At 40.5% G+C, this 19,903-nt stretch carries 10 protein-coding genes and 1 pseudogene; 5 read left to right on the top strand and 6 right to left on the bottom strand.

All coding sequences use genetic code 11. The annotated features are described in order from the left end of the window. Nucleotide 1: 1 nt before the first annotated feature. The gene (locus C9J51_RS02205; protein WP_045040991.1) at nt 2-520 is read right to left on the bottom strand and encodes an Hcp family type VI secretion system effector; all 519 of its coding nucleotides are present in this window, start codon (nt 518-520) and stop codon (nt 2-4) included. A 377-nt stretch (nt 521-897) separates the two neighbouring features. On the opposite strand from C9J51_RS02205, the gene C9J51_RS02200 reads away from it, so the two are divergent. Together C9J51_RS02200 and C9J51_RS02195 are read left to right on the top strand one after the other, a co-directional pair. After that, entirely contained in the window at nt 898-2,166 is a 1,269-nt protein-coding gene (locus C9J51_RS02200) for a type VI secretion system ImpA family N-terminal domain-containing protein (protein WP_107274832.1), read from the top strand. 55 nt (nt 2,167-2,221) lie between these two features. Continuing rightward, nucleotides 2,222-3,220, top strand: coding sequence for a formylglycine-generating enzyme family protein (locus C9J51_RS02195; RefSeq protein ID WP_107274831.1), 999 nt, complete (start codon nt 2,222-2,224; stop codon nt 3,218-3,220). A 252-nt stretch (nt 3,221-3,472) separates the two neighbouring features. On the opposite strand, the gene C9J51_RS02190 is transcribed toward C9J51_RS02195, so the two are convergent. Genes C9J51_RS02190 through C9J51_RS02170 form a run of 5 tightly spaced genes read right to left on the bottom strand, consistent with a single transcriptional unit; the run spans nt 3,473 to nt 9,747 of the window. Continuing rightward, on the bottom strand, nt 3,473-4,339 hold the full coding sequence (locus C9J51_RS02190; protein WP_045040984.1) for an SEL1-like repeat protein: 867 nt from the start codon (nt 4,337-4,339) through the stop codon (nt 3,473-3,475). Nucleotides 4,340-4,388: 49 nt separating this feature from the next. Further along, nucleotides 4,389-5,429, bottom strand: coding sequence for a hypothetical protein (locus C9J51_RS02185; RefSeq protein WP_107293010.1), 1,041 nt, complete (start codon nt 5,427-5,429; stop codon nt 4,389-4,391). Nucleotides 5,430-5,473: 44 nt separating this feature from the next. After that, nucleotides 5,474-6,508 (bottom strand): SEL1-like repeat protein, encoded by a 1,035-nt coding sequence (locus C9J51_RS02180; RefSeq protein ID WP_107274830.1) that lies wholly within the window; start codon nt 6,506-6,508, stop codon nt 5,474-5,476. Between the two features lie 49 nt (nt 6,509-6,557). Then, nucleotides 6,558-7,577 carry an SEL1-like repeat protein gene (locus C9J51_RS02175; protein ID WP_146144931.1) on the bottom strand — a complete coding sequence of 340 codons (1,020 nt, stop codon included), beginning with the start codon at nt 7,575-7,577 and terminating at the stop codon, nt 6,558-6,560. Beyond that, nucleotides 7,567-9,747 carry a hypothetical protein gene (locus C9J51_RS02170; RefSeq protein WP_107274828.1) on the bottom strand — a complete coding sequence of 727 codons (2,181 nt, stop codon included), beginning with the start codon at nt 9,745-9,747 and terminating at the stop codon, nt 7,567-7,569. The genes C9J51_RS02175 and C9J51_RS02170 overlap by 11 nt, the downstream gene beginning before the upstream one ends. A gap of 143 nt (nt 9,748-9,890) precedes the next feature. On the opposite strand from C9J51_RS02170, the gene C9J51_RS02165 reads away from it, so the two are divergent. The 3 genes and pseudogenes from C9J51_RS02165 to C9J51_RS19615 form a co-directional block, all read left to right on the top strand. Further along, on the top strand, nt 9,891-10,847 hold the full coding sequence (locus C9J51_RS02165) for an IS30 family transposase (RefSeq protein ID WP_107274827.1): 957 nt from the start codon (nt 9,891-9,893) through the stop codon (nt 10,845-10,847). 187 nt (nt 10,848-11,034) lie between these two features. Next, a complete protein-coding gene (locus C9J51_RS02160) occupies nt 11,035-18,654 on the top strand; it encodes a Tc toxin subunit A-related protein (RefSeq protein ID WP_052668261.1) in 7,620 nt (2,539 codons plus the stop codon). 49 nt (nt 18,655-18,703) lie between these two features. Next, a pseudogene (locus C9J51_RS19615) lies at nt 18,704-19,648 on the top strand (SpvB/TcaC N-terminal domain-containing protein); the annotation flags it as partial. Between the last annotated feature and the right edge of the window lie 255 nt (nt 19,649-19,903).

Here is a 19,903-nt window from a genome sequence, read left to right as displayed (position 1 = left end):
CTTACGCTTCTAACGGTGCGCGCCAGTCATCAGCACCAGATGTGCCAGAAACCGTGTGATCCCAATTAATTTTGCGGTAAGCCATTGAGATTTCAATAAGTTGAGTGAAATCAGCTTTGGTTGAATCTTGGCAATGTGGCATTTGATTGTCGATATTCACAATCGTTGCATCGGTTAACGTCGTCGTAAAGTAATGCTCTTGCTTACCTTCAACAGAAGTGCGATACCACTTAAGTTCAACCGTTGGCAACATTTCACCAGAAGCCAATGAGTTGTACATCAATGGAACCGATTTGTTTAATGCTACAGTAAATTTAAAAGGCTTATGGACACGTTGGCCAGCAGGTTGACCTGACTGTGGGTCAGTTGGCACGGTCACTACATGCTTAAACTCTTGCACGAGCATCTGGTCTTCATGACCTTCAACATAAATGTTACCGACAGAATCGGCAGTAAATGAACCCGCAGTGATGTTGCCCTGAGTTTTACCTTGGATAGAGATATAACATGGAGTTGGCATTGTAATGTCCTTAATATTAAAAAGTTTAGGATGTGCGCGTACATATAGCAGGATGTGTGCCAACATTAACGGTAATCGTAACTTGTTGTTTGTTAGTGGTTATTTTTATTTTATTTGAATTGAAATAGACGGGTGGGCAAGTTATTGCTTCTGTCGGGCAAACTATTGCTTACTGGGCAACTTATTGCTCGTGGTGAGCAATAAGTTGCCCAGTAAATATTTATGTAAAAATAATCATTTATTATCAATGAATTAAAAATATTTACCTTGGCTTGATAATTGCATGTGTATTTCATTGTAGGCAGTAACGAAAGAATATATGTGCTTTGCCACAGAGTTTGATCTATTTTTCCAGGGAGTAGTAACCATTGAGTACGATGGGGTTTTATCAAGGTCGGCAGTTTACGTTTGTTGATGATGAAAGCAAACTTAGAAATTCAACAAGATATCAATTGATTAGAGATGAGATCAATCGTCTTAATAATCCATCCTATGGAAAAATCGATTGGGATAAAATCAAGATGTTGTGTGAGGATCTTGCTCGTACTGACGGATTAAACTTTCTGACAACACTTTATTATACGACTGCATTAGTAAAAGAGAGAGGGATCGGTGGGCTCGCCAATGGGCTTGAACTTCAACTTGCTGCGCTGATACACCTTTATAATAATAAAGATGCCAATCTTATAAAATGTGCAGATCTCTATCGTTGGATGATTGCCAGAATAGGTGGTGAGTTACGTCGATTAGAACCTAATCAATCACAATTAAAAGACCTTTATCGTTGTGAGCGTTGCTGTAAAGAAATCTATGAATTGTTTCTTGATGTCCATCCTCAACATGTCCCTGACTTAGAAGCTATTAGTTATGTGATTTTTGAACACATTGATTATCTTGAAGGTAATATAAAGCCAATAGCGTTAGTTGAAGAAAAGCATATAGATAAGCTGGATGATATCCCGCTTGAATTACCGTCACATAATAACAAGCCTCGAATACGACCGTATTGGGTATTTTGCTTAGGTCTGTTATTGGGATTATCAGTTTTTGTTGCTAAAGATTATTTGGAAACCACAACAAACCCATTGGTAAAGCAATTGACGGCAGAGAAACTAGAAGCTCAAATACTGACTTCAGAGCAAATTTCTCAATTGCAGCATCAATATTCTCCTTCTGTATTTAGCTCTAATAAGTCGACTATTATTTCGTTGTATCTACATCAAGCAAATGATGAAATTAATACGTTATCTGGTGAAAATATCTCTCAAGCACTTTCTTTGATGGATACCGTTAAGCAACTGTATCCTAATGATGCACAAATAGAACAAAATCAGCAGTATATTGCAGATATTCGAGAGCGATTTGAGACACAATATCGACGCTTTAAAACAGCCAGAACCAATATTGCAAACTTACAACAAACAATGAGCCAAAGCCGAAACAATAAAATGGCTTCATTATCAGAAGATCTCAACGATTACGCGATTGGTTTATCACCTGTTTATGGAAGAATTGATTATATTGAGCAACAACTAATTAATAAAAATCAGCCAGAAGTACAAAAAGAGCTTCAACAACTTGATAGTGAAATAAAAGGGTTAGAATTAAAATTTTCACAATTAACAGATCAAAGTAAAAATATTTAAATGCTATTAGCGTTGTTTAATGAATGGATACGAATAGGGAAGGTTGGGTTAAGTGATGTATAGAAAATATCTGAGTATATTAATAAGCGCATGTGTATTAACAGCATGCACTGGAGAGACAACTGCTTCAGTAACCAGTAAAACGATACCAGCTGAAAAAATCAATCAAATAGAAGCGAAAGTAAAAAAGCTTTACCCTGATGCAGATACCAAACTTCAACATCAAATCGTGGATGTTGCTGTTGAATCACTTGAAAGTATGGTGTTTATCAAAGGTGGAGCCTTCATGATGGGGGCATTTAAAGCCCCTTGTAACCCCATTTCTACGGATAGAATGGATTGGTCGCCAGATGCTAAGTGTAATACGACTATTTCCAATTTTAAAACTGGCTCTAACTTTATACATAAAGTGACCTTAAGTGACTATTCATTAGCTAATCATGAAACGACTTTTCACGGTTTTGATGCTTTTAAAAGGGCGCATAATCTGCCAGTTGTCAGAGCTGATATAAGAGAAAAATATAACCTTCCTGACGAACAGTTTAAAAATAAAGCAACACCGACTAAAGCATGGCAAGAGGCAAAGGATTATTGTTTATGGTTGGGTGAGTTAACAGATTACCCGATTGACTTACCCACAGAAGCACAATGGGAATATGCGGCAAGAAATCGTGGGAAGCATCTATACTATGCAACCAATAACGGTTACCTTCAGCGTAAAGGTGACCAGCATTTGGTTGATGGCAGGTATGTCGATTACACAAAAGATGAATGGAATATTGGTGACGGCAACGATAGTTATCATGTTAAATTGTATCCGCCAAACCCACTTGGTTTGTATGACATGTCTGGAGATACACGAGAATGGGTTAATGATTGGTATAGCAATCATTATTATCAACAATCCTCAGAACTCGATCCTCAAGGGCCATCAACAGGGACTAAAAAAGTCATGAGAGGAGGAGAACTGACGACATCTCGAGTAGGTGAAGCTGTTGCTCAAGATGAATATTATCCATCAAACGGCTTTCGTTGCGCGGTGCAGCAAATTTAATGTACCACTACATGAGGGTAGATAATGCTTAGTGATGTGTGTAAATAAAGCGTTTCTTGTATTCAAGAAGCGCCTATAAAGAAATATTGCTGAATATTAAATTAGAAAATTCGGGGATGAGCACCGTCAATATAAATGACTTTTCTAACGGAATCTGCTTTATCTTTAGCTTGTTTATTAGCAGCGATTAATGCTTCTTTTTCTTTAGGGGGATGAGTGAAGCTTATTCCAAAGTCATCACCATTAAATAAGTCAGTAGCTTTTGCTGAAATATATTTTTGTTAAGGACTCATCTTTAAGACTATCCATTCGGTAACCTCTCCATGATATATTCGATCCAAGTTTCAAGCCTTGCTCATTTAATCGCTTCATCTCAATACTATGAAAGCGATTGTTTTTGGCTTCATAATTACCTAAAGAGTCTATCGCAGGTACAAAATTATGGAAACGCGCATAATTAAGAAGTTTTACGGCAAGTAATTCTAATTTTTTGTCTGGTTTATTTACTTTTATAATATTATTAGAGTATTCAACGAGGGGGTAGAAGTAATGATTGTCTGCTGCTTTAATAATAGCATTGATATATTGTTCGTGAGTTAAATCTGGTTTCAGTATTATATTGTAATACATTGCACGCACATCCCCCGTTTTTGCTTGTTGTGCAAATAGCTCTTGTGCTTTTTCCGTCCATTGGTCACTACATTCATTTGGAAAGTACATTTGACATTGTTCATCATTTGAAGAAAGTGCCATTGCTGCATAAGGATAACTTTGCGCTGCGCTTTTTAATAGTTTAAGAGCTTTATATTTATCATTAATACCTGAACGATATATAACTTTTGCTAACCAGAACATTGCTTCTGGTTGTCGTTTTTCTACTAGTGGTGTCAATTCTTTCTCTGCAATGTCTAATTGCGTTCGCTGAATACCTAATATTTCCTCAAAAAGAGAATCTCCAGGTTGGTAAATACTTGCAATATCAATAGACGGGCTGATTGTTGATATTGGATTTTCTGATAAAAATTGCTCAAATACAGCAATATCATATTCTTGCGGTTCTGTGTACTCAGAACAACCTGACATCAATATAATTAAAAGTACAAATAATCCTTTTTTCATAAATCTATATTCATTGGGTTAAAGCCTCTTTCGAGGCTTATTATATTAATTAATCAACGGTTGGATGTGTACCATCAATGTAAATTACTTTTGGTATTGAACCGACCATTTCTTGAGCTTTTTTGTTTATAATTTCTAATTCATCTTTATTAGTTATTGGACTCAGAAAAGATAAACCGGAGTCATTACCATTAAAGTCCAATAACGCTTTAGCCATAACATGTTTGTCAAATAAATTATTATTGCCATCTGTACTATAAATTAATTCGCTCATATTCCAAGAATAGTTAGATCCTAATTTTTTACCTAGCATGATTAATTTATAATATTCACTATTATAATCGATCTTTCTATAATCAACCTTATTTTCTCTTTCACTATAATAAATCAGCATATCAACCGCAGGTACGAAATTATTATTCTTAGCATAAGTTAACAAATCAAATGCTATACTTTTTAGAGAACCCGTAGAATGTTTATCATCTAAAACTTCCTTAGAATAATCGACGATCGGATAATAATAATTTTGTCTTGCAGCATCAATAATCGCATTTATATATACATCATGATCACCTTTAAACTTAGCAGTATAAAATATAGCTCTAACATCACCTTTTTTAGCTTGCTTAGCGAAAATATTTTTTGCTTTACTCACCCATTTTTTATCACAATAGCGTGAAAAATATCTCTGACAGGTAATATTATCTGGATCAAACATCAAAGCTGCATAGGGATTTCCCAATTGTGCAGACTCTAACATCATCTTTCCTGCTTTAATATTTTCGGTTGGGTTAGATCCATAAGATATTTGAGCTAACCAAAATAATGCATCAGGATCTTTCTTTTCAGCATAAGGAGTTAACTCCTTAATTGCTTTCGACCAATGATTTCTTTGTATAGCTAATACAGCATCAAAAAGTTTATCTTGAGGCTGGTAAAGACTTGCAATGTTGATAGTATTTTTATCAGATGATATTGTAACTTCTGATAAAAACCTTTCAAAAACTGCAATATCAGACTCTTGCTGTTCTGTGTACTCAGAACAGCCTGACATCAATATAACTAACAGTACAAATAATCCCTTTTTCATAAATCTATATTCATTGAGTTAAAGCCTCTTTCGAGGCTTAAATATTAGTCTTGTCTTGGATGTGCACCATCAATATAGATAACATCTTTAACCGCATCGACCATTTCTTGAGCTTTTTTATTTGCTTTAGATAAGTCTTTTTTGTTGCTTATTTTATCTATAAGTGACAACCCAATATTTTCACCATTAAATATACTCTGTGCTTTAGCTACTATGTATTTATCAACATTACTTTTACTATCATCTACTCGGTAGATTAAAGTATTCATTTCCCAAGCATAGTTAGAACCTAATTTAACGCCTTTATTTATGAGGTCAATATACTCAGGATATTCAGATAATTCTCGATAAGTAATGTTATATTTTCTTTCCTTATACAAAATAAGTGATTCAAGAGCAGGTACAAAATCCCTGCTACTTGCATAACTTAATAACTGTCCGGCTAAATCCTCCATTTTATTATTTCGACTTTCCTTTAACAGAATACTATTCGCATAGTCTACCAGTGGATAGTAATAATTATTGCTTGCTGCTTCAATAATTGCATCAATATAAATATCATGATCTTTTTTTAATTTTTTATAATAAAAAACAGCTCTTACATTACCCTGTTCAGCTTCTTTCTTAAATAATTTTTTTGCCTGTTCAACCCATTTTTCTTGACACTGTTCACCAAAATATTTTTTACATTCTTTACTATCAGGAGATAGCGCCATTGCTGCATACGGATTTGTTTTCGCTGATGCTTTTAATAAAGCAAGTGCTTTCGGTGTGTCCTTAATACTTGAACGATAGATTATTTTAGCCATCCAAAACATTGCTTCTGGATCGCCTTTTTCAACAAGAGGTTGTAATTCTTCTTCTGCTTCAGCAAGTTTGCGTCGTTGAATAGATAATATGGGTGAAAATAAAGCATCCTCTTCTTTATAAATACTAGCTATATTCACTTCATCAGTTGGGTTAACAGGTTTTTCAGATAAAAACCTCTCAAAAACTGCAATATCAGATTCTTGCGGTTCTGTGTACTCAGAACAACCTGATATCAATATAACTAACAGTACAAATAATCCTTTTTTCATATCATAAGTCTATATTCATTGGGTTAAAGCCTCTTTCGAGGCTTTAATATTAGTCTTGTCTTGGATGTGCACCATCAATATAGATCACATCTTCAACTGCATCGACCATTTCTTGAGCTTTTTTATTTGCTATAGCTAAATCTTTTTTATTTTCTATTGGTTTAGTAAATGCTAAAGCAAATTCATCACCACTAAAATCATAAATAGCTTTAGCTATCGTATACTTATTAATATTAGAATTAGATTGATCTTTAATCGCGGAAATCCCCATCATCTCCCATGCGGCATTAGATCCGAGATTAATCGCTTCAGAAAAAAGCGTATTAAACTCTTCTGTATTCTTATTTCCAGATTGAATTTCAACTCCCATTAGCATATCTATAGCAGGGATAAATTGTCTCTCTCGACCATAACGAAGTAAACTAATTGCCATTTTCTTCATGTCACTACTAGAATTCGAATTTAATAAGACTTTTTCTGCATATTCAACCATAGGATATAAATAATTATTCTCGGCAGCGTTAATGATAGCTGATATATATACATCATGCTTTCTTTTTAATTTTTCTATATAGAATTCAGCTCTTACATCTCCATTTTTAGATTGCTCTATAAATAATTTTTTAGCTTTATCGATCCATTTATCTTCACAAAACCCATTAAAGTATCTTTGGCACTCTCTATTATCAGGAAATAGAGCCATTGCTGCATATGGGTTATTTTCGGCTGCTTTTTGTAAAAGATTAAGAGCTTTAGGTGTATCATTAACACTTGAACGATAGATTATTTTAGCCATCCAAAACATTGCTTCTGGATCGCCTTTTTCCACTAATGGCTTTAAGTCTTCTTCTGCTTCAGCTAATTTTTTACGTTGAATAGCCAATACTGGTTTAAATAATTTACTTTTCTTATCATATGTACTCTCAACATGAATAGAATTATTTATTACTTCTGTTTGTTTTAAAAAATCATTAAATAATGAAATATCTTTACTCTGAGGTTCAGTAAAATCAGAACAACCTATAAGAAATAACGTTATAAACGCAGTAATATAATGTCTAAATCTCATACACATCCCAGTTTACCTTCTCATATCCAGACATATCTATCGCATTAAAAACATTAGGGAAATTTTTATTGAAACATATATAATGTGTATTTTCCACACCTAATAAATTAGTTACCTTCTTTCTCAATTCCATATGTTTACATAGAGTATTGCTATAAAGATTAAATAGTTCTTTTGATCTGTTTCTATAGTTATCATATGATGTTATAAATTTAGCTATCTTCATCCAATTAAATCCAAAATTATTCCATTGAGCCATAGATGATTGTTTCATTTCAATATTTGTATTCATACGAAATAATGTTTCTTCGAACTGGCGACATTTATCATTAATACTATCATTCGATGTTGGATTTATTAACGCCATAACATTTATAATAGCTTTAACCTGTAGTTCATTATCTGAACGTTCACTTTGGTGCTTAATCAAACACTCAAACAATTTTGCTAATGTTTCAGGAGGCAAGTTTCTAATCCACTCTTGTATTTTCTTTCGCTGTTTAGGATCAATAATTTTTGCCGCCAAAAACGGTGCATATTCATCTTTTAACGTCTCTTGCTTATAAGCATTTATCTCTGTCATGGGTAGAAGCATTACTTCACCTAGCGTTAAACCCAAAGCAATCGCTATAGTCAGATAATCATTCAATATCATGAAATCTTTATTGATATTGTTACTGTCAACATCACCAAAGATCGCTATTTGACGGAACCCACTTTGATTGAGCACATTCAAACAGCACGCAATAAATCTATCAGCATTATCAGGGTTTAATTCAATCGCAACTTTACCAGAACAACCAGGACCAGCGACCAATCGAGCCGCAGCAACAACCACAAAACATCCTTCTTGATAAGTTAGCCTAAACTCCACATTAGCACCGATACCATAGTTTACTGATGCCTGTCCGCTCACTTTACCAAGAGACAACAAATCTGTTCCAGAGATTACTCCGGAGCCATTTGCAATTAAAGTGCTTGGTGGTTGCCAGAATACTTCGCCAGTTAAACATCCACCAGCTTCAACACCAATAAAAACATCTGCACTCAATTTAGCTTCAGCTACACCTTTTAAATAAGATCCAGGCGTTACAGCAATTAACGCCCCAGCCGCTTTTTGACCCAAATGAGTATTGTAATCTTGAATATTGATTGCAGATCCTTTAATACCAATAGTTCCTTCAGCATCCCCTGGGCCAAATGATAAACTAGTACCCAATTGACAAGTTGCCGCAGCAAGACCATAAACTTGCCCAGAGACTTTAATACTAAGATAACCAGCAGAATATTGTTCTCTTTCGTACTTGGATGAAGGATGACTTTTTAAGTATGGGATTTCAAGGTGGTATCCCTTTGGCTGGTTCCTTGATGATAAAGGCTTGGAAGCAATATCACGGTTTTGTGACGTAAGTGGTAACCATGTGGAAAAGCTAAGTTGTGCACTTAATAATGTGACATTTCCTTTTAATTCTCCACCTATTCCCATTACATTATTAAACTCAATACCAGAAATAGACTCTAGGGGAGAATTAATTTTAGCAGAACCTTCTGATGTGAAGCGTAAAAATTGAGCTTGAGCGTCAGCAACATATAATGATTGTCCCTTTGGTCCTAGCCCCTCTTCATAATGGTAATTATCTTGCCAAAAAGCACTATTATTACTCAATGATGCTATTTGACTGGATAGATCAACTCCCTTTGTTTCTGGCTTTCTAAGCGCTTTTAATGCACTTTTCCAATCATTACCAACAGCTCCAGCATTAGACTGCATCGATACTACTGAAATGTCCGAAGTAATATCCTTTACATGCCCTAAACAGGCTTTATCTTTCTCATCATTAGGTATGTACCAGTGAGGCCCACGAATCCAAAAAACGTCACCGTTTGACATAAGGCTACATTCAACAACTTGAAGATCATTAAGTCCGGCCTTATTGATAAAAGAGCCTAATCTTTTTCTTTCTACCTTATGTTTTGATTCATCCCAAATAACTGTAAATTTAGTCGCTTTTACACTCTCATCCAGATGAAGAATGCCTACAGATTTAGCCGCATTATCGTTTCCCATCTTCTGTAAAAGAGCTTTACGAGCCAAAGCAACTTTCTTAACCCAAAGCAGTTGAGTCAGAAAATCAGAAAGATTAGCATTAGTGCCTAGAAGGGATTTCATATCCGCTTTAAATTTTGTAAGAGTAATATCAATGACACCAATTAAAGCCTAGATCCCAAGAATAACCGACACACTTTGGTATAGATAAGAGAGTCAGTTGCCTATAAGCTTCAAGCTCTCACACAATAGGCCAAGGTAACCACATGGGAAACCAATATAAGCAACTGACACTAGGCGAAAGATACCAGATCGAAGCTTGGAATTCACTCAGTATTTCAGCTCGTGAAATAGGGAAAATGCTTAAGAGAGGTAATAAATCAATTTCAATTGAATTATTACGCTGCCCTATAGGCAGCTATTGTGCAGAACAAGCACATAGGCACGCTTTTCAAAAAAGAAAATTTGCAAAAAAACACACTAAATGTAGTCAAAAACACAAAGATATAATAAAGCCTCTTCTAGAAATAGGTTGGAGTCCTGAGCAAATAGCAGGAAGAATGAAAGAGGAAAGTATCGAAAATACAATATCTTGCAGTACCATTTACAATCTAACAAAACGAGAATACTGGAAAACTCTTCTACCTCGAAAAGGAAAAGTCTATAAGCAACGTAAAGGTACGGAAGCTGGTGCAAAACTAATTCCTAATCGTATAGATATATCTCAGCGCCCATCTATTGTTGATGAAAATGCTGAGTTCGGTCACTGGGAAGGCGACACAGTATATGGTCAAAATGGGTATTTGGTGACCATGGTTGAACGAGTATCTAAGCTATTAGTTACGTGTAAAGTACGCAGTAAATCCAAAAAAGCCGTCACTCGTGGAATAAATCGTATGATGAAGCCCTTTAAAGGGCTTTGCAAAACAATCACATTTGATAATGGCGGAGAGTTTGCGGGTCATGCTAAGATAGCTAAGCATCTGAACTGTGACATTTATTTTGCTAAACCTTACCATTCTTGGCAACGAGGTTTGAATGAAAATACCAATGGTTTACTAAGACGTTTTTTCCCAAAGGGAATGGCCATTGGAGAACTTGCTGCAAAAGAGGTTAAACAGGCAGAGTTTTTGATTAATTCGAGACCTAGAAAGGCATTAAATTTTCTGAGTCCGAGTGAGTTTTTAAACGGTAAGCGTGTGTCGGTTATTGTTACGATCTAGCGTTTATGATTGGGATTATGAGTCGATTGTAGGACTTATTTACTAACTCAGATTATTTGCAACAAACCCAAACCAGTAGTAGTGGAGAGCTTCACCTTTATAAAAGTGTTTTTTCAAGTCTTTATTTTTTTATTCTGGAGTTGTATCTCCACCTATATTAATAATTACTCTCAAAGGAGTAGAAAATATGTCAAATAGATCACTCACCCCTTTACTATACCAACACCATAGCGCTTCCTTAGAAAAATTGGACTATACCAGTCCAATGGATATTGCAGCGTCAACTTTCTCTAGTTTCTTTCAACAATGCAGAGGCTGTTTAAGTAAGAGCGAGGCCAAACAGGTATATCGTGAGGCGAAAAGTTACCGCCAGCAACTCCAAGCGAAAACTCGCAAAGTTTTAACCCATTCCAACCCACAGCTTAAACAAGTGCCGCATCTGGTAATCGATCCGTTGCAACGAGAATCGCTTGATTACGAAGTTTTTTTCGGTCAACGTGCCGATGCTTACGTGCCCGAATCCTCGGTTGCATCGATGTTTTCTCCTGCTGCTTATCTGAGCGAGTTATACCGAGAAGGTAAGCAATTACACACCAGTGACCAGCCGCAATATCTGGATAAACGCCGACCGGATCTGCGATCGTTATCGCTGAGTCAGAGCAACTTGGACACCGAAGTGACAACCTTGGCGCTATCCAATGAAATCCTGTTGAACACCATTCAAAACAGGACTGATAAAAATGCCAATCAGGTATATGAAGCTTTTGTCACCGCTGTTTATCCGTTTGATCTGCCGTATCACAAGCCTTTTACCAGCATAGAAACGGCATTGACAACTCACAACACCAGTTTTGAAGCTCTTGCTCAAGCTCTAGCGCCGAGCCAAAGTGCCGGAGCTTTCCCGATAAATACCCGTGCAGCCTATGCAAATCACCTGTCGCCAGGCCTATACGACTTATTGCTGGAACCGATTCCCAGTGAAGAGGCAGAGCTGAACAGTGCGTTGCTGCGCCATTTTGGTACAACCGATATTGGGCAACTGTCTGATGTAGAATATTTTTGTCAGCGAGTGGGGGTTACCCAAGAAAAACTGGATGCGTATCTGGCCCTGCCGGGCTTTGTGCAGAGCTTAAATACCCTTTCTAGCCCTGGATTCACCACCGAACCAATTCCGGTCAATCCTGAGACTTATGGCGCCAGTTACGTCAATGATAAATCGGTAGAGGGGAATTTCATCGCAGTGATAGATGGCTCGTTACGATGGGATACTTCGACACTGAGCAGGGCGGACGGTGCTAGCTTAGAATACAATTTATTACCTAATGGTGATGGTGATAAACTTCGTTTTATTTACAGAGTCACCAAAAATAAGTCCCCAAGGGGATGGGATTCAGTAACTGTTAAAGTTAATGGTAAGCTCGTTGAGACGCGCTCTGTATACAGTTCTCATTACCATTGGTTAGAATTTTTCGTGCCGTTGTCTGGTAATATGAGTGGTAAGATACATATAGAACACGGCCTAGAATGGACCACGCTCGCCTACACTAAATCCCACCAAGACCTTTCCGTAGCTTCGCTCGTTCGTTTGTCACAGATCATTCGCTATGCTCAAAAAACAGGCTTATCTCCCGCTTCGCTGGACAGTCTGATTGCTCTGTCGCAAGGCAGTACCCCTCCTGCCATCACCAACAATACATTGTTAATGACCGCCCGTGCCCTGGAATACCAGCAGCGCTATGCCTTGGGCGAAGACGACGCATTGGTACTAGCCGGGGCGGATATCAACGCCTACGCACCGGCGGGCAAGCTCAGTCAGTTCGACCGGTTGTTTAACAACCCACCACTCAACGATGTCGCGTTTACCGCCAACGATACTAACGACACGATTAGCTTTGATCCGGATGATACAACATATGTCCAGGAACGTGCTGTCCTAAAACGCGCACTAGGCGTCGATGACGCAGGGCTAGCAACTCTGGCTGCTATTGTGGATCACGATGATTTTACTTGGAAGCGCAGCCTGGCTAACCTCAGCACACTGTACCGTGTGGGATTATGGGCAAGGATGCATGATTTAACTCCACAAGAACTACAACGCTTGCTGCAGTTGAACGGAAAAAAAGAGGATCTGCGAAATGCCTCTAATACTTTGCTTGCCGACTACTTGGATGCCATCTACAACACCAGTCAATGGTTGGTTGCACAGCAACTGAGTGTGGCCGAATTGAACGTGATGACGACTAACGTTTATCCTGAAGCAATGACGTCAGAAGTAGATGGTTTCATCCGAACGCTATATCAAGCACTTAAAGCGAGCAATGTAACCTCCACATCGGAGGTTGACTCTCTCCGTCAACTATTCGCGCCTCATATCGCCGCCACCTTTGGTCTGGATAACGTGGATAGCGCCATAACACTGCAAGTGTGGGTAGAACAAATTGCTGCTGACCAAGGCTTGAGTTTGACCGACATGGCTTCTTTCTGTGGTGCTATTGTCAGTTATTGCGAAAGCGATGCACCAACTACTGAAGAAAGTGCTCCGTTGGTGGCCTTCAGCCAAGCCTTAGGTCAGTTGGCATTTATCATTCAATATTGGAAATTGAGCGCTGTTGCATTAAAAGTAGCGGTGGATAAACCATCAATGTTAGGAAGCAATCTGACTGACAAGCTGGCGCTGAACTTGAGTACCCAACAAGCTCTAAGTCGCTATAAAGTACTGCAATTATGTGCCGGTGAAGCGATTGGTGAATGTTTGACTCTATTGGATACCAATAAGCTTAATACTGCAGTGCTCGCCCGTTGGTTAGATATGCCAGAAAGTGAAGTTGCACAGGCCGCAAACTGTGTAGGAGCCAGCTCGGCTGACCTAAACGCCAGTCAAGCCGTCTTTATGATGGAATGGTTGGATCAATCTGTCAGTCTAGGATTGTCGGTCCAAGCCCTAGGCGATTTGTTGAACAGCGAAATTGATCAACCTTACTCTGAATGGCAAAATCTTGCTGGAGCGCTTGTAGCTGGTGTGACGGATTCTTCCAAACGGAACCAGATGAACATTCTACTTGGTGAATCGCTCAGCACCGCTCTGTGTGCTTATTTCATAAATACCGTAGCTCCTTCTTTACCTAGCAGCATATCCATAAAGAATCGTGACGAGCTATTTGGTTATCTTCTGATTGACAATCAAGTGAGCGGGCAAATCACAACAACCCGTCTCGCTGAAGCCATCTCCAGTGTTCAGTTGTACATCAATCGTTGCCTACAAGGGCTTGAGGAGAGTGTTGACCGAAATCAATTGATGGAGGCTTTCTTTACTCAATGGAATTCGTATAACAAACGCTACAGCACTTGGGCTGGCGTATCCAAATTAGCTTATTACCCGGAAAACTACATTGACCCGACGTTGCGTTATAATCAAAGTGGTCTTCAAGGCGAATTGCTTAATGAGTTGAATCAGAATCAGCTGAATAAAGACTCGGTCGAAACGGCGTATTCCAATTATCTTAACGGTTTTGAAGATATAGCTAACCTAAAAGTGCTGTGTGGTTACCACCACGCGGCAGAACTGAACAAAGGTTTGAGTTATTTTGTTGGTCGCAGCACCACGACTCCTTATCGTTACTACTGGCGCAGCTTGAATCATGAGGCTGGCGATGGAACCGGTGGTTATGTAGCTTCCGCTTGGACTGACTGGGAAGAAATTCAAGGTCAAATCACCCCAATCAACGATGAAGTGCGCCCGGTTCTCTTCAATAACCGGCTGTATATCGCTTGGGTCTCGCAGCAAATGGTTTCGGACGAAGGCGAATCGAATGGTGAGCCGAATCAAAAGGCACAATACAGCTTGCAGTTGAGCCACCGGAAAATCAACGGTAGCTGGGCGCCGGCGATGAGTTTTGTGCTATCTGATATACCGGATGCTCTCTTTGACGGCGAACAACCTAAATTCAATCTGTATCTATCCTATCAGCCGCTGCAGGGTGGGATTCTGTATATGTTGTATAATCCTTCGCTTGTTCCTGGAAATCATGACGGATTAGGCTCTATAACTACAGGGGGTGAAGGTCCTGCTTATGGTGGGCTTATCTACAACAACATGGAAAATGTGTTGATTACAGGGGATGATTGGATCTCTATTTACTCGCTTTACTCACATAACTTGAACAGCAGCGGGGAGCCGAACAAATTGATTCGCTATATCAATGCAGTGTCGTATGCTGTTAACGTTACGCCGTCTACACCAAGTGATACGACGGATCCTGAGTGGTTAGTCGTCAATAATGTCGATATTGTGGGTGAAGCTGTGGACAATCTAAAGCTTCCGATGGAACTGTCATATACCGCGCAAGCAGTGGTTCAGATTACAGATTTATCTACTGAGCCAGATCCTGTGTTGGAGTACGGCGAAATTGAGGAGGATGGCGGAACTGACTTTAAGGTAGACTCAGCTGAGGTAATTGTCACTAAGGTTGATCATAGCTTTAGGTATAGATTTAAGATAACAATCACAACATTTTCTGACGCCTTTGGAAATGATCCTGGTTCCATTACCGTATCTTTTGACGGAGCGGTAAGAATAATACCAGCTGGACCTGCGAGAACACATGTTGTTGATGACTTAGAGCTCTCGGTTCCTTGGTTGAGTTCTGGTGCTCCTTTCAGCAAGAACGCGAGAGCGTCAGTTATTTCTGAATACGAACCACATCATCCTCAACAGCGTTGGGTACAGCATTTCACTTTCGGTCATCCCCGCTATATACCAGGCCGAGAATATACTTACTCTTGGGGTGAGCAAGAGATAACGTTAAGAAATGATGCCAAGACAGACATTAGCAAGGATTACTCTTTCGATATTTATGACGACGGCTTGGAGCAAACTAGAACCTTGACGGTGAAGCAGGATAAGGTTTTGGTGTACAAGAAAGATTTCAAGATAAATGTAACCAAAACCGATGCCGTCATCACCAATCCCACGGATAATATCCTGATCGTCAACGGTGACAACCAAGCTTCATATTTGGAAAATAGCCGTCACCCCAAACGCACTCGGCTTAACACGCTATTTGCACATGAACTCGTGAAGCGTGCACGGTCAGGGCTAGATAATGTATTGAGTTGGGATACACAACATTTACCGGAGCCAAAACTTGGTGATGGTACTTACGTTACGTTGGAACTTGGACCTTATGATATTGATATTCATGGAAATTCACGAAGGTTCACCATTAATCGTGTTCATATGTATGGCAGTGATGACGTTTATCCGATGGCAGAGGGTATGTTGAGTGATTTCGAAAACACAACAGTTACCTTTTTCGCTCCCAATAAAGCTGGTGCCTCAAAGATTTATATAACGGCGCAATATGAAAAAAAACAGGGAATATCTTGGATTAGATTCATTCCCGATGAGAACGATTCTAATAGTTGGAAGTTAGATACGATTTACAATAGCGGTACATTTCTTGGACTCGTATCTGTTTATGGCTTGGACCGTAGTTCTGAACCAATGGACTTCAATGGCGCTAACGGCTTGTATTTCTGGGAACTGTTTTACTACACACCAATGATGGTTGCTGAAAAATTACTGCAATCGCAGAATTTTGAAGAAGCCGAGCGTTGGCTGAAATACGTATTCAGTCCAGAGGGTTATCTGGAAGGTAAATTCCCAGAGCGCCATCATGTGGATCGCCAATGGAACACTCGTCCACTGGAAGAAGATACCGCCTGGGATGAAACACAAGCAGATAGTACTGACCCCGATGTGGTAGCGCAGGCTGATCCGATGCACTATAAGGTCACCACCTTCATGAAGCTGCTGGACTTGCTCATTGCTCGTGGTGATATGGCTTATCGTCAACTAGAACGCGATACCTTAGCTGAAGCTAAGATGTGGTATCTGAGTGCACTGCAGTTACTGGGGCCTCAACCGGACTTGCCTGAGCAAGCCAATTGGAGTAATCCGACATTGTCGCAGGCAGCCAGTGACACCACGATGCAACAAAGCTTGATGCTGATGGAACGTCTGGTGCGAGGAGAGACCTCAGAGCTAACGACTCTGGAGCCTCGCACTGCTAATTCATTGACTGCGCTGTTCTTACCTAGCGAAAATGACAAACTGAAAGGTTATTGGCAAACATTGGAGCTGCGTCTGTTCAATCTACGCCACAATCTGAGTATTGACGGTCAACCATTAACCCTGCCTCTGTTTGCCACGCCGGCTGATCCGAAGGCTCTGCAGAATGCCGCTGCCGCCAGTGCAGGCGGTTCTGATGCTCTGCCAAACAACGCAACGATAGCGATTCAACGCTTTCCTGTCATGTTGGAGAGTGCTCGTAACCTAGTTGGTCAACTGATCCAATATGGTAGTACGTTATCTTCTGTGTTGGAACGCAAAGATAGTGAAGCTCTCAATGTGTTACTGCAAACGCAAGCACAAAAACTGATGCAGTACAGTCAGCACTTGCAGGACAAAACCATTGAACAGTTACAAGCCGAACAAAAGGTCTTGTCTGCCAACTTAGATGCCGCTACAACACGACGCGATAGCTATCAAGAGTTGTTAAATGAAGGTGTTAGTACTGTTGAGCGTCAAAGTATTAACGAACGCATCGCCTCCGGCTCGATGTCTATGGCTGCCAACTCAATGCGTATCGCTGGTGCGGCTCTGGATATGGCGCCAAACGTCTTTGGTATGGCTGTGGGGGGAAGTCGCTGGGGTGCTGTTACCTCGGCGATCGCTTCGGGTATGGACATTAGCGCTATAGGGTTGGCAACAGCCGCCGAAGCGCACTCGCTCACTGAGCAATATCGCCGCCGTCAACAAGAGTGGTCTATCCAACGAGATAGTGCTGCACATGAATGCGCGCAATTGGAGGCACAACAACATAGCTTAGCCGTTCAACTAGAAGCGGCTCAATTACAGAAAGACTATGTAGCGGCTCAACAGGCGCAAACTCAAGCTCAGTTGGATTTTCTCAAGACCAAATTCAGCAATGTTGAACTGTACAGCTGGATGCAAGGCCGTTTGTCTGCGGTGTTCTACCAATTCTACGATTTGACTGTTGCCCGTTGTATGAGGGCGGAGCTGGGTTACCAATGGGAAACTCAAGATGCTTCTTTCTTTATCCAACCCGGAGCTTGGGATGGTAACCATGCAGGATTGCTGAGCGGTGAAGCATTGTTGTTGAACTTAGCTCAAATGGAATCGGCTTATCTAGAGTGGGATGGACGAGCATTAGAAGTGAATCGTACGGTTTCGATGGCACAGGAAATGGGAGTGGATAGTGCCGGATTTAATGCCGAAGTCAACCAGGTGTTGAACGGGACAGGGTCGTCGTTAACGCCGCACACCTTGAAAATGGTAAAAGTAACGGGTATCGAATCAAAGGTATTCACTGCAAGTATCGATTTGAATGCGTTGGCTATCGCAGATGATTACCCTGACGCTATGCTGAGTAACAGTGGCAGTTCGGTTCGTCGTATCAAACAAATCAGCGTGTCGCTACCAGCACTATTGGGGCCGTATGAAGATATTCAGGCTGTGTTAGGCTACAGCGGCAACGGTAACGGCATCCACCAAAGCTGTACGCACACCGCGATCTCACATGGCATCAACGACAGCGGCCAATTCCAGTTGGACTTCAATGACAGCAAATACCTGCCGTTTGAAGGGTTGCCGATCAATGGTGACGGCAGTGCCAAGTTAACCCTGTCATTCCCACATGCCGGGGAGACTGGTAAACAACGGAGCATTCTGCAAAGCCTGAACGACATCGTGCTGCACATCCGCTACACCATCCTTACTGACTAATCATGGAGCCAAACCTTCCCCATATCGATGGGGAAGGTTGGATAAATTTATGCAAAATATAAATAATCTGAAATTGGAAACTCCTGCTCTGCCTGCAGGAGGAGGGAGCATTGGTGGACTGAAAGGAGACATCGCCGGTGCTGGTCCGGACGGTGCCGCCACGCTCAGTGTTCCACTGCCAGCCAGCGCAGGGCGTGGGTTCGCCCCTTCTTTGCAATTGAGCTATCACAGCCGAGCTGGCAACAGTCCGTTCGGGATGGGTTGGGATATCAATGTGATGTCTATCCGGCTTCGCACAAATAAAGGGGTGCCACATTATGATGGTACTGACTCCTTCGTCGGTCCAGATGGAGAGGTATTGGTGCCAGTCATGAGCGGAGGAACTCCCGAAATCCGTCAAGCCAGTACTTTATTAGGAGAGTCTCTTGGTGAGAGCTTTACGGTCCATGCCTACCGCTCCCGAACCGAAACAGATTTTAGTCGTTTGGAGTATTGGGTGTCCTCTTCGAGTGCTGCGACCACTTTTTGGGTGATCTACACCTCTGATGGCCAAGTACACTTACTGGGATATCAGAAACAGGCTCGCATTAATCACTCTACGGTTTCGAACCAGAACGCGGTTTGGTTAATTGAGTCATCCGTATCCGCTACGGGTGAGCAAATATTCTGGCAGTACCGAGCTGAAGAAGACACCTCGTGTAGTCCTAGTGAAATCGCCGCTCACTCAGATTCAGCTGCTCAGCGTTATCCAGTTGCGATTTGGTATGGCAACAAAAAAGCGGGTCGTACTCTACCGGCCATCAGTGCTTCTCCAATTCCTTCTGATTGGTTGTTTGCATTGGTCTTGGACTATGGTGAGCGAGGGGTGGATGTGAATAACGAACCCTCTTGGCTTGCTCCGGGAGAGGGGAATTGGTTGTGCCGACAGGATATGTTTTCTAGTTGGGAGCTAGGCTTTGAACTGCGTACGCGTCGCCTTTGTAGACAAGTATTAATGTATCACGATGTGACGGCTCTGAACGGAGAGGAAAATACTGGTGATGGCATGACGTTAGTTACCAGACTGCTTTTGGAGTATAACGAAAACTTGTCGGTCACGACGTTGGCTTCGCTGCGTCAAGTGGCTTATGAGCCAGCGGGCACAATGTGTGCGCTTCCTCCTCAAACATTTGATTGGCAAGAATTTACCCCACCAACGGAAGCTACTTGGCAGCCTCGTCACGATATGAGCAACCTGAATGCATTACAA

Origin of the sequence: Photobacterium iliopiscarium, assembly GCF_003026395.1 — a bacterium.
GTDB classification, from domain to species: Bacteria; Pseudomonadota; Gammaproteobacteria; order Enterobacterales; family Vibrionaceae; genus Photobacterium; species Photobacterium iliopiscarium.
Note: the sequence above shows the minus strand (reverse complement) of the source record. Positions and strands in the feature narration are given on the sequence as shown.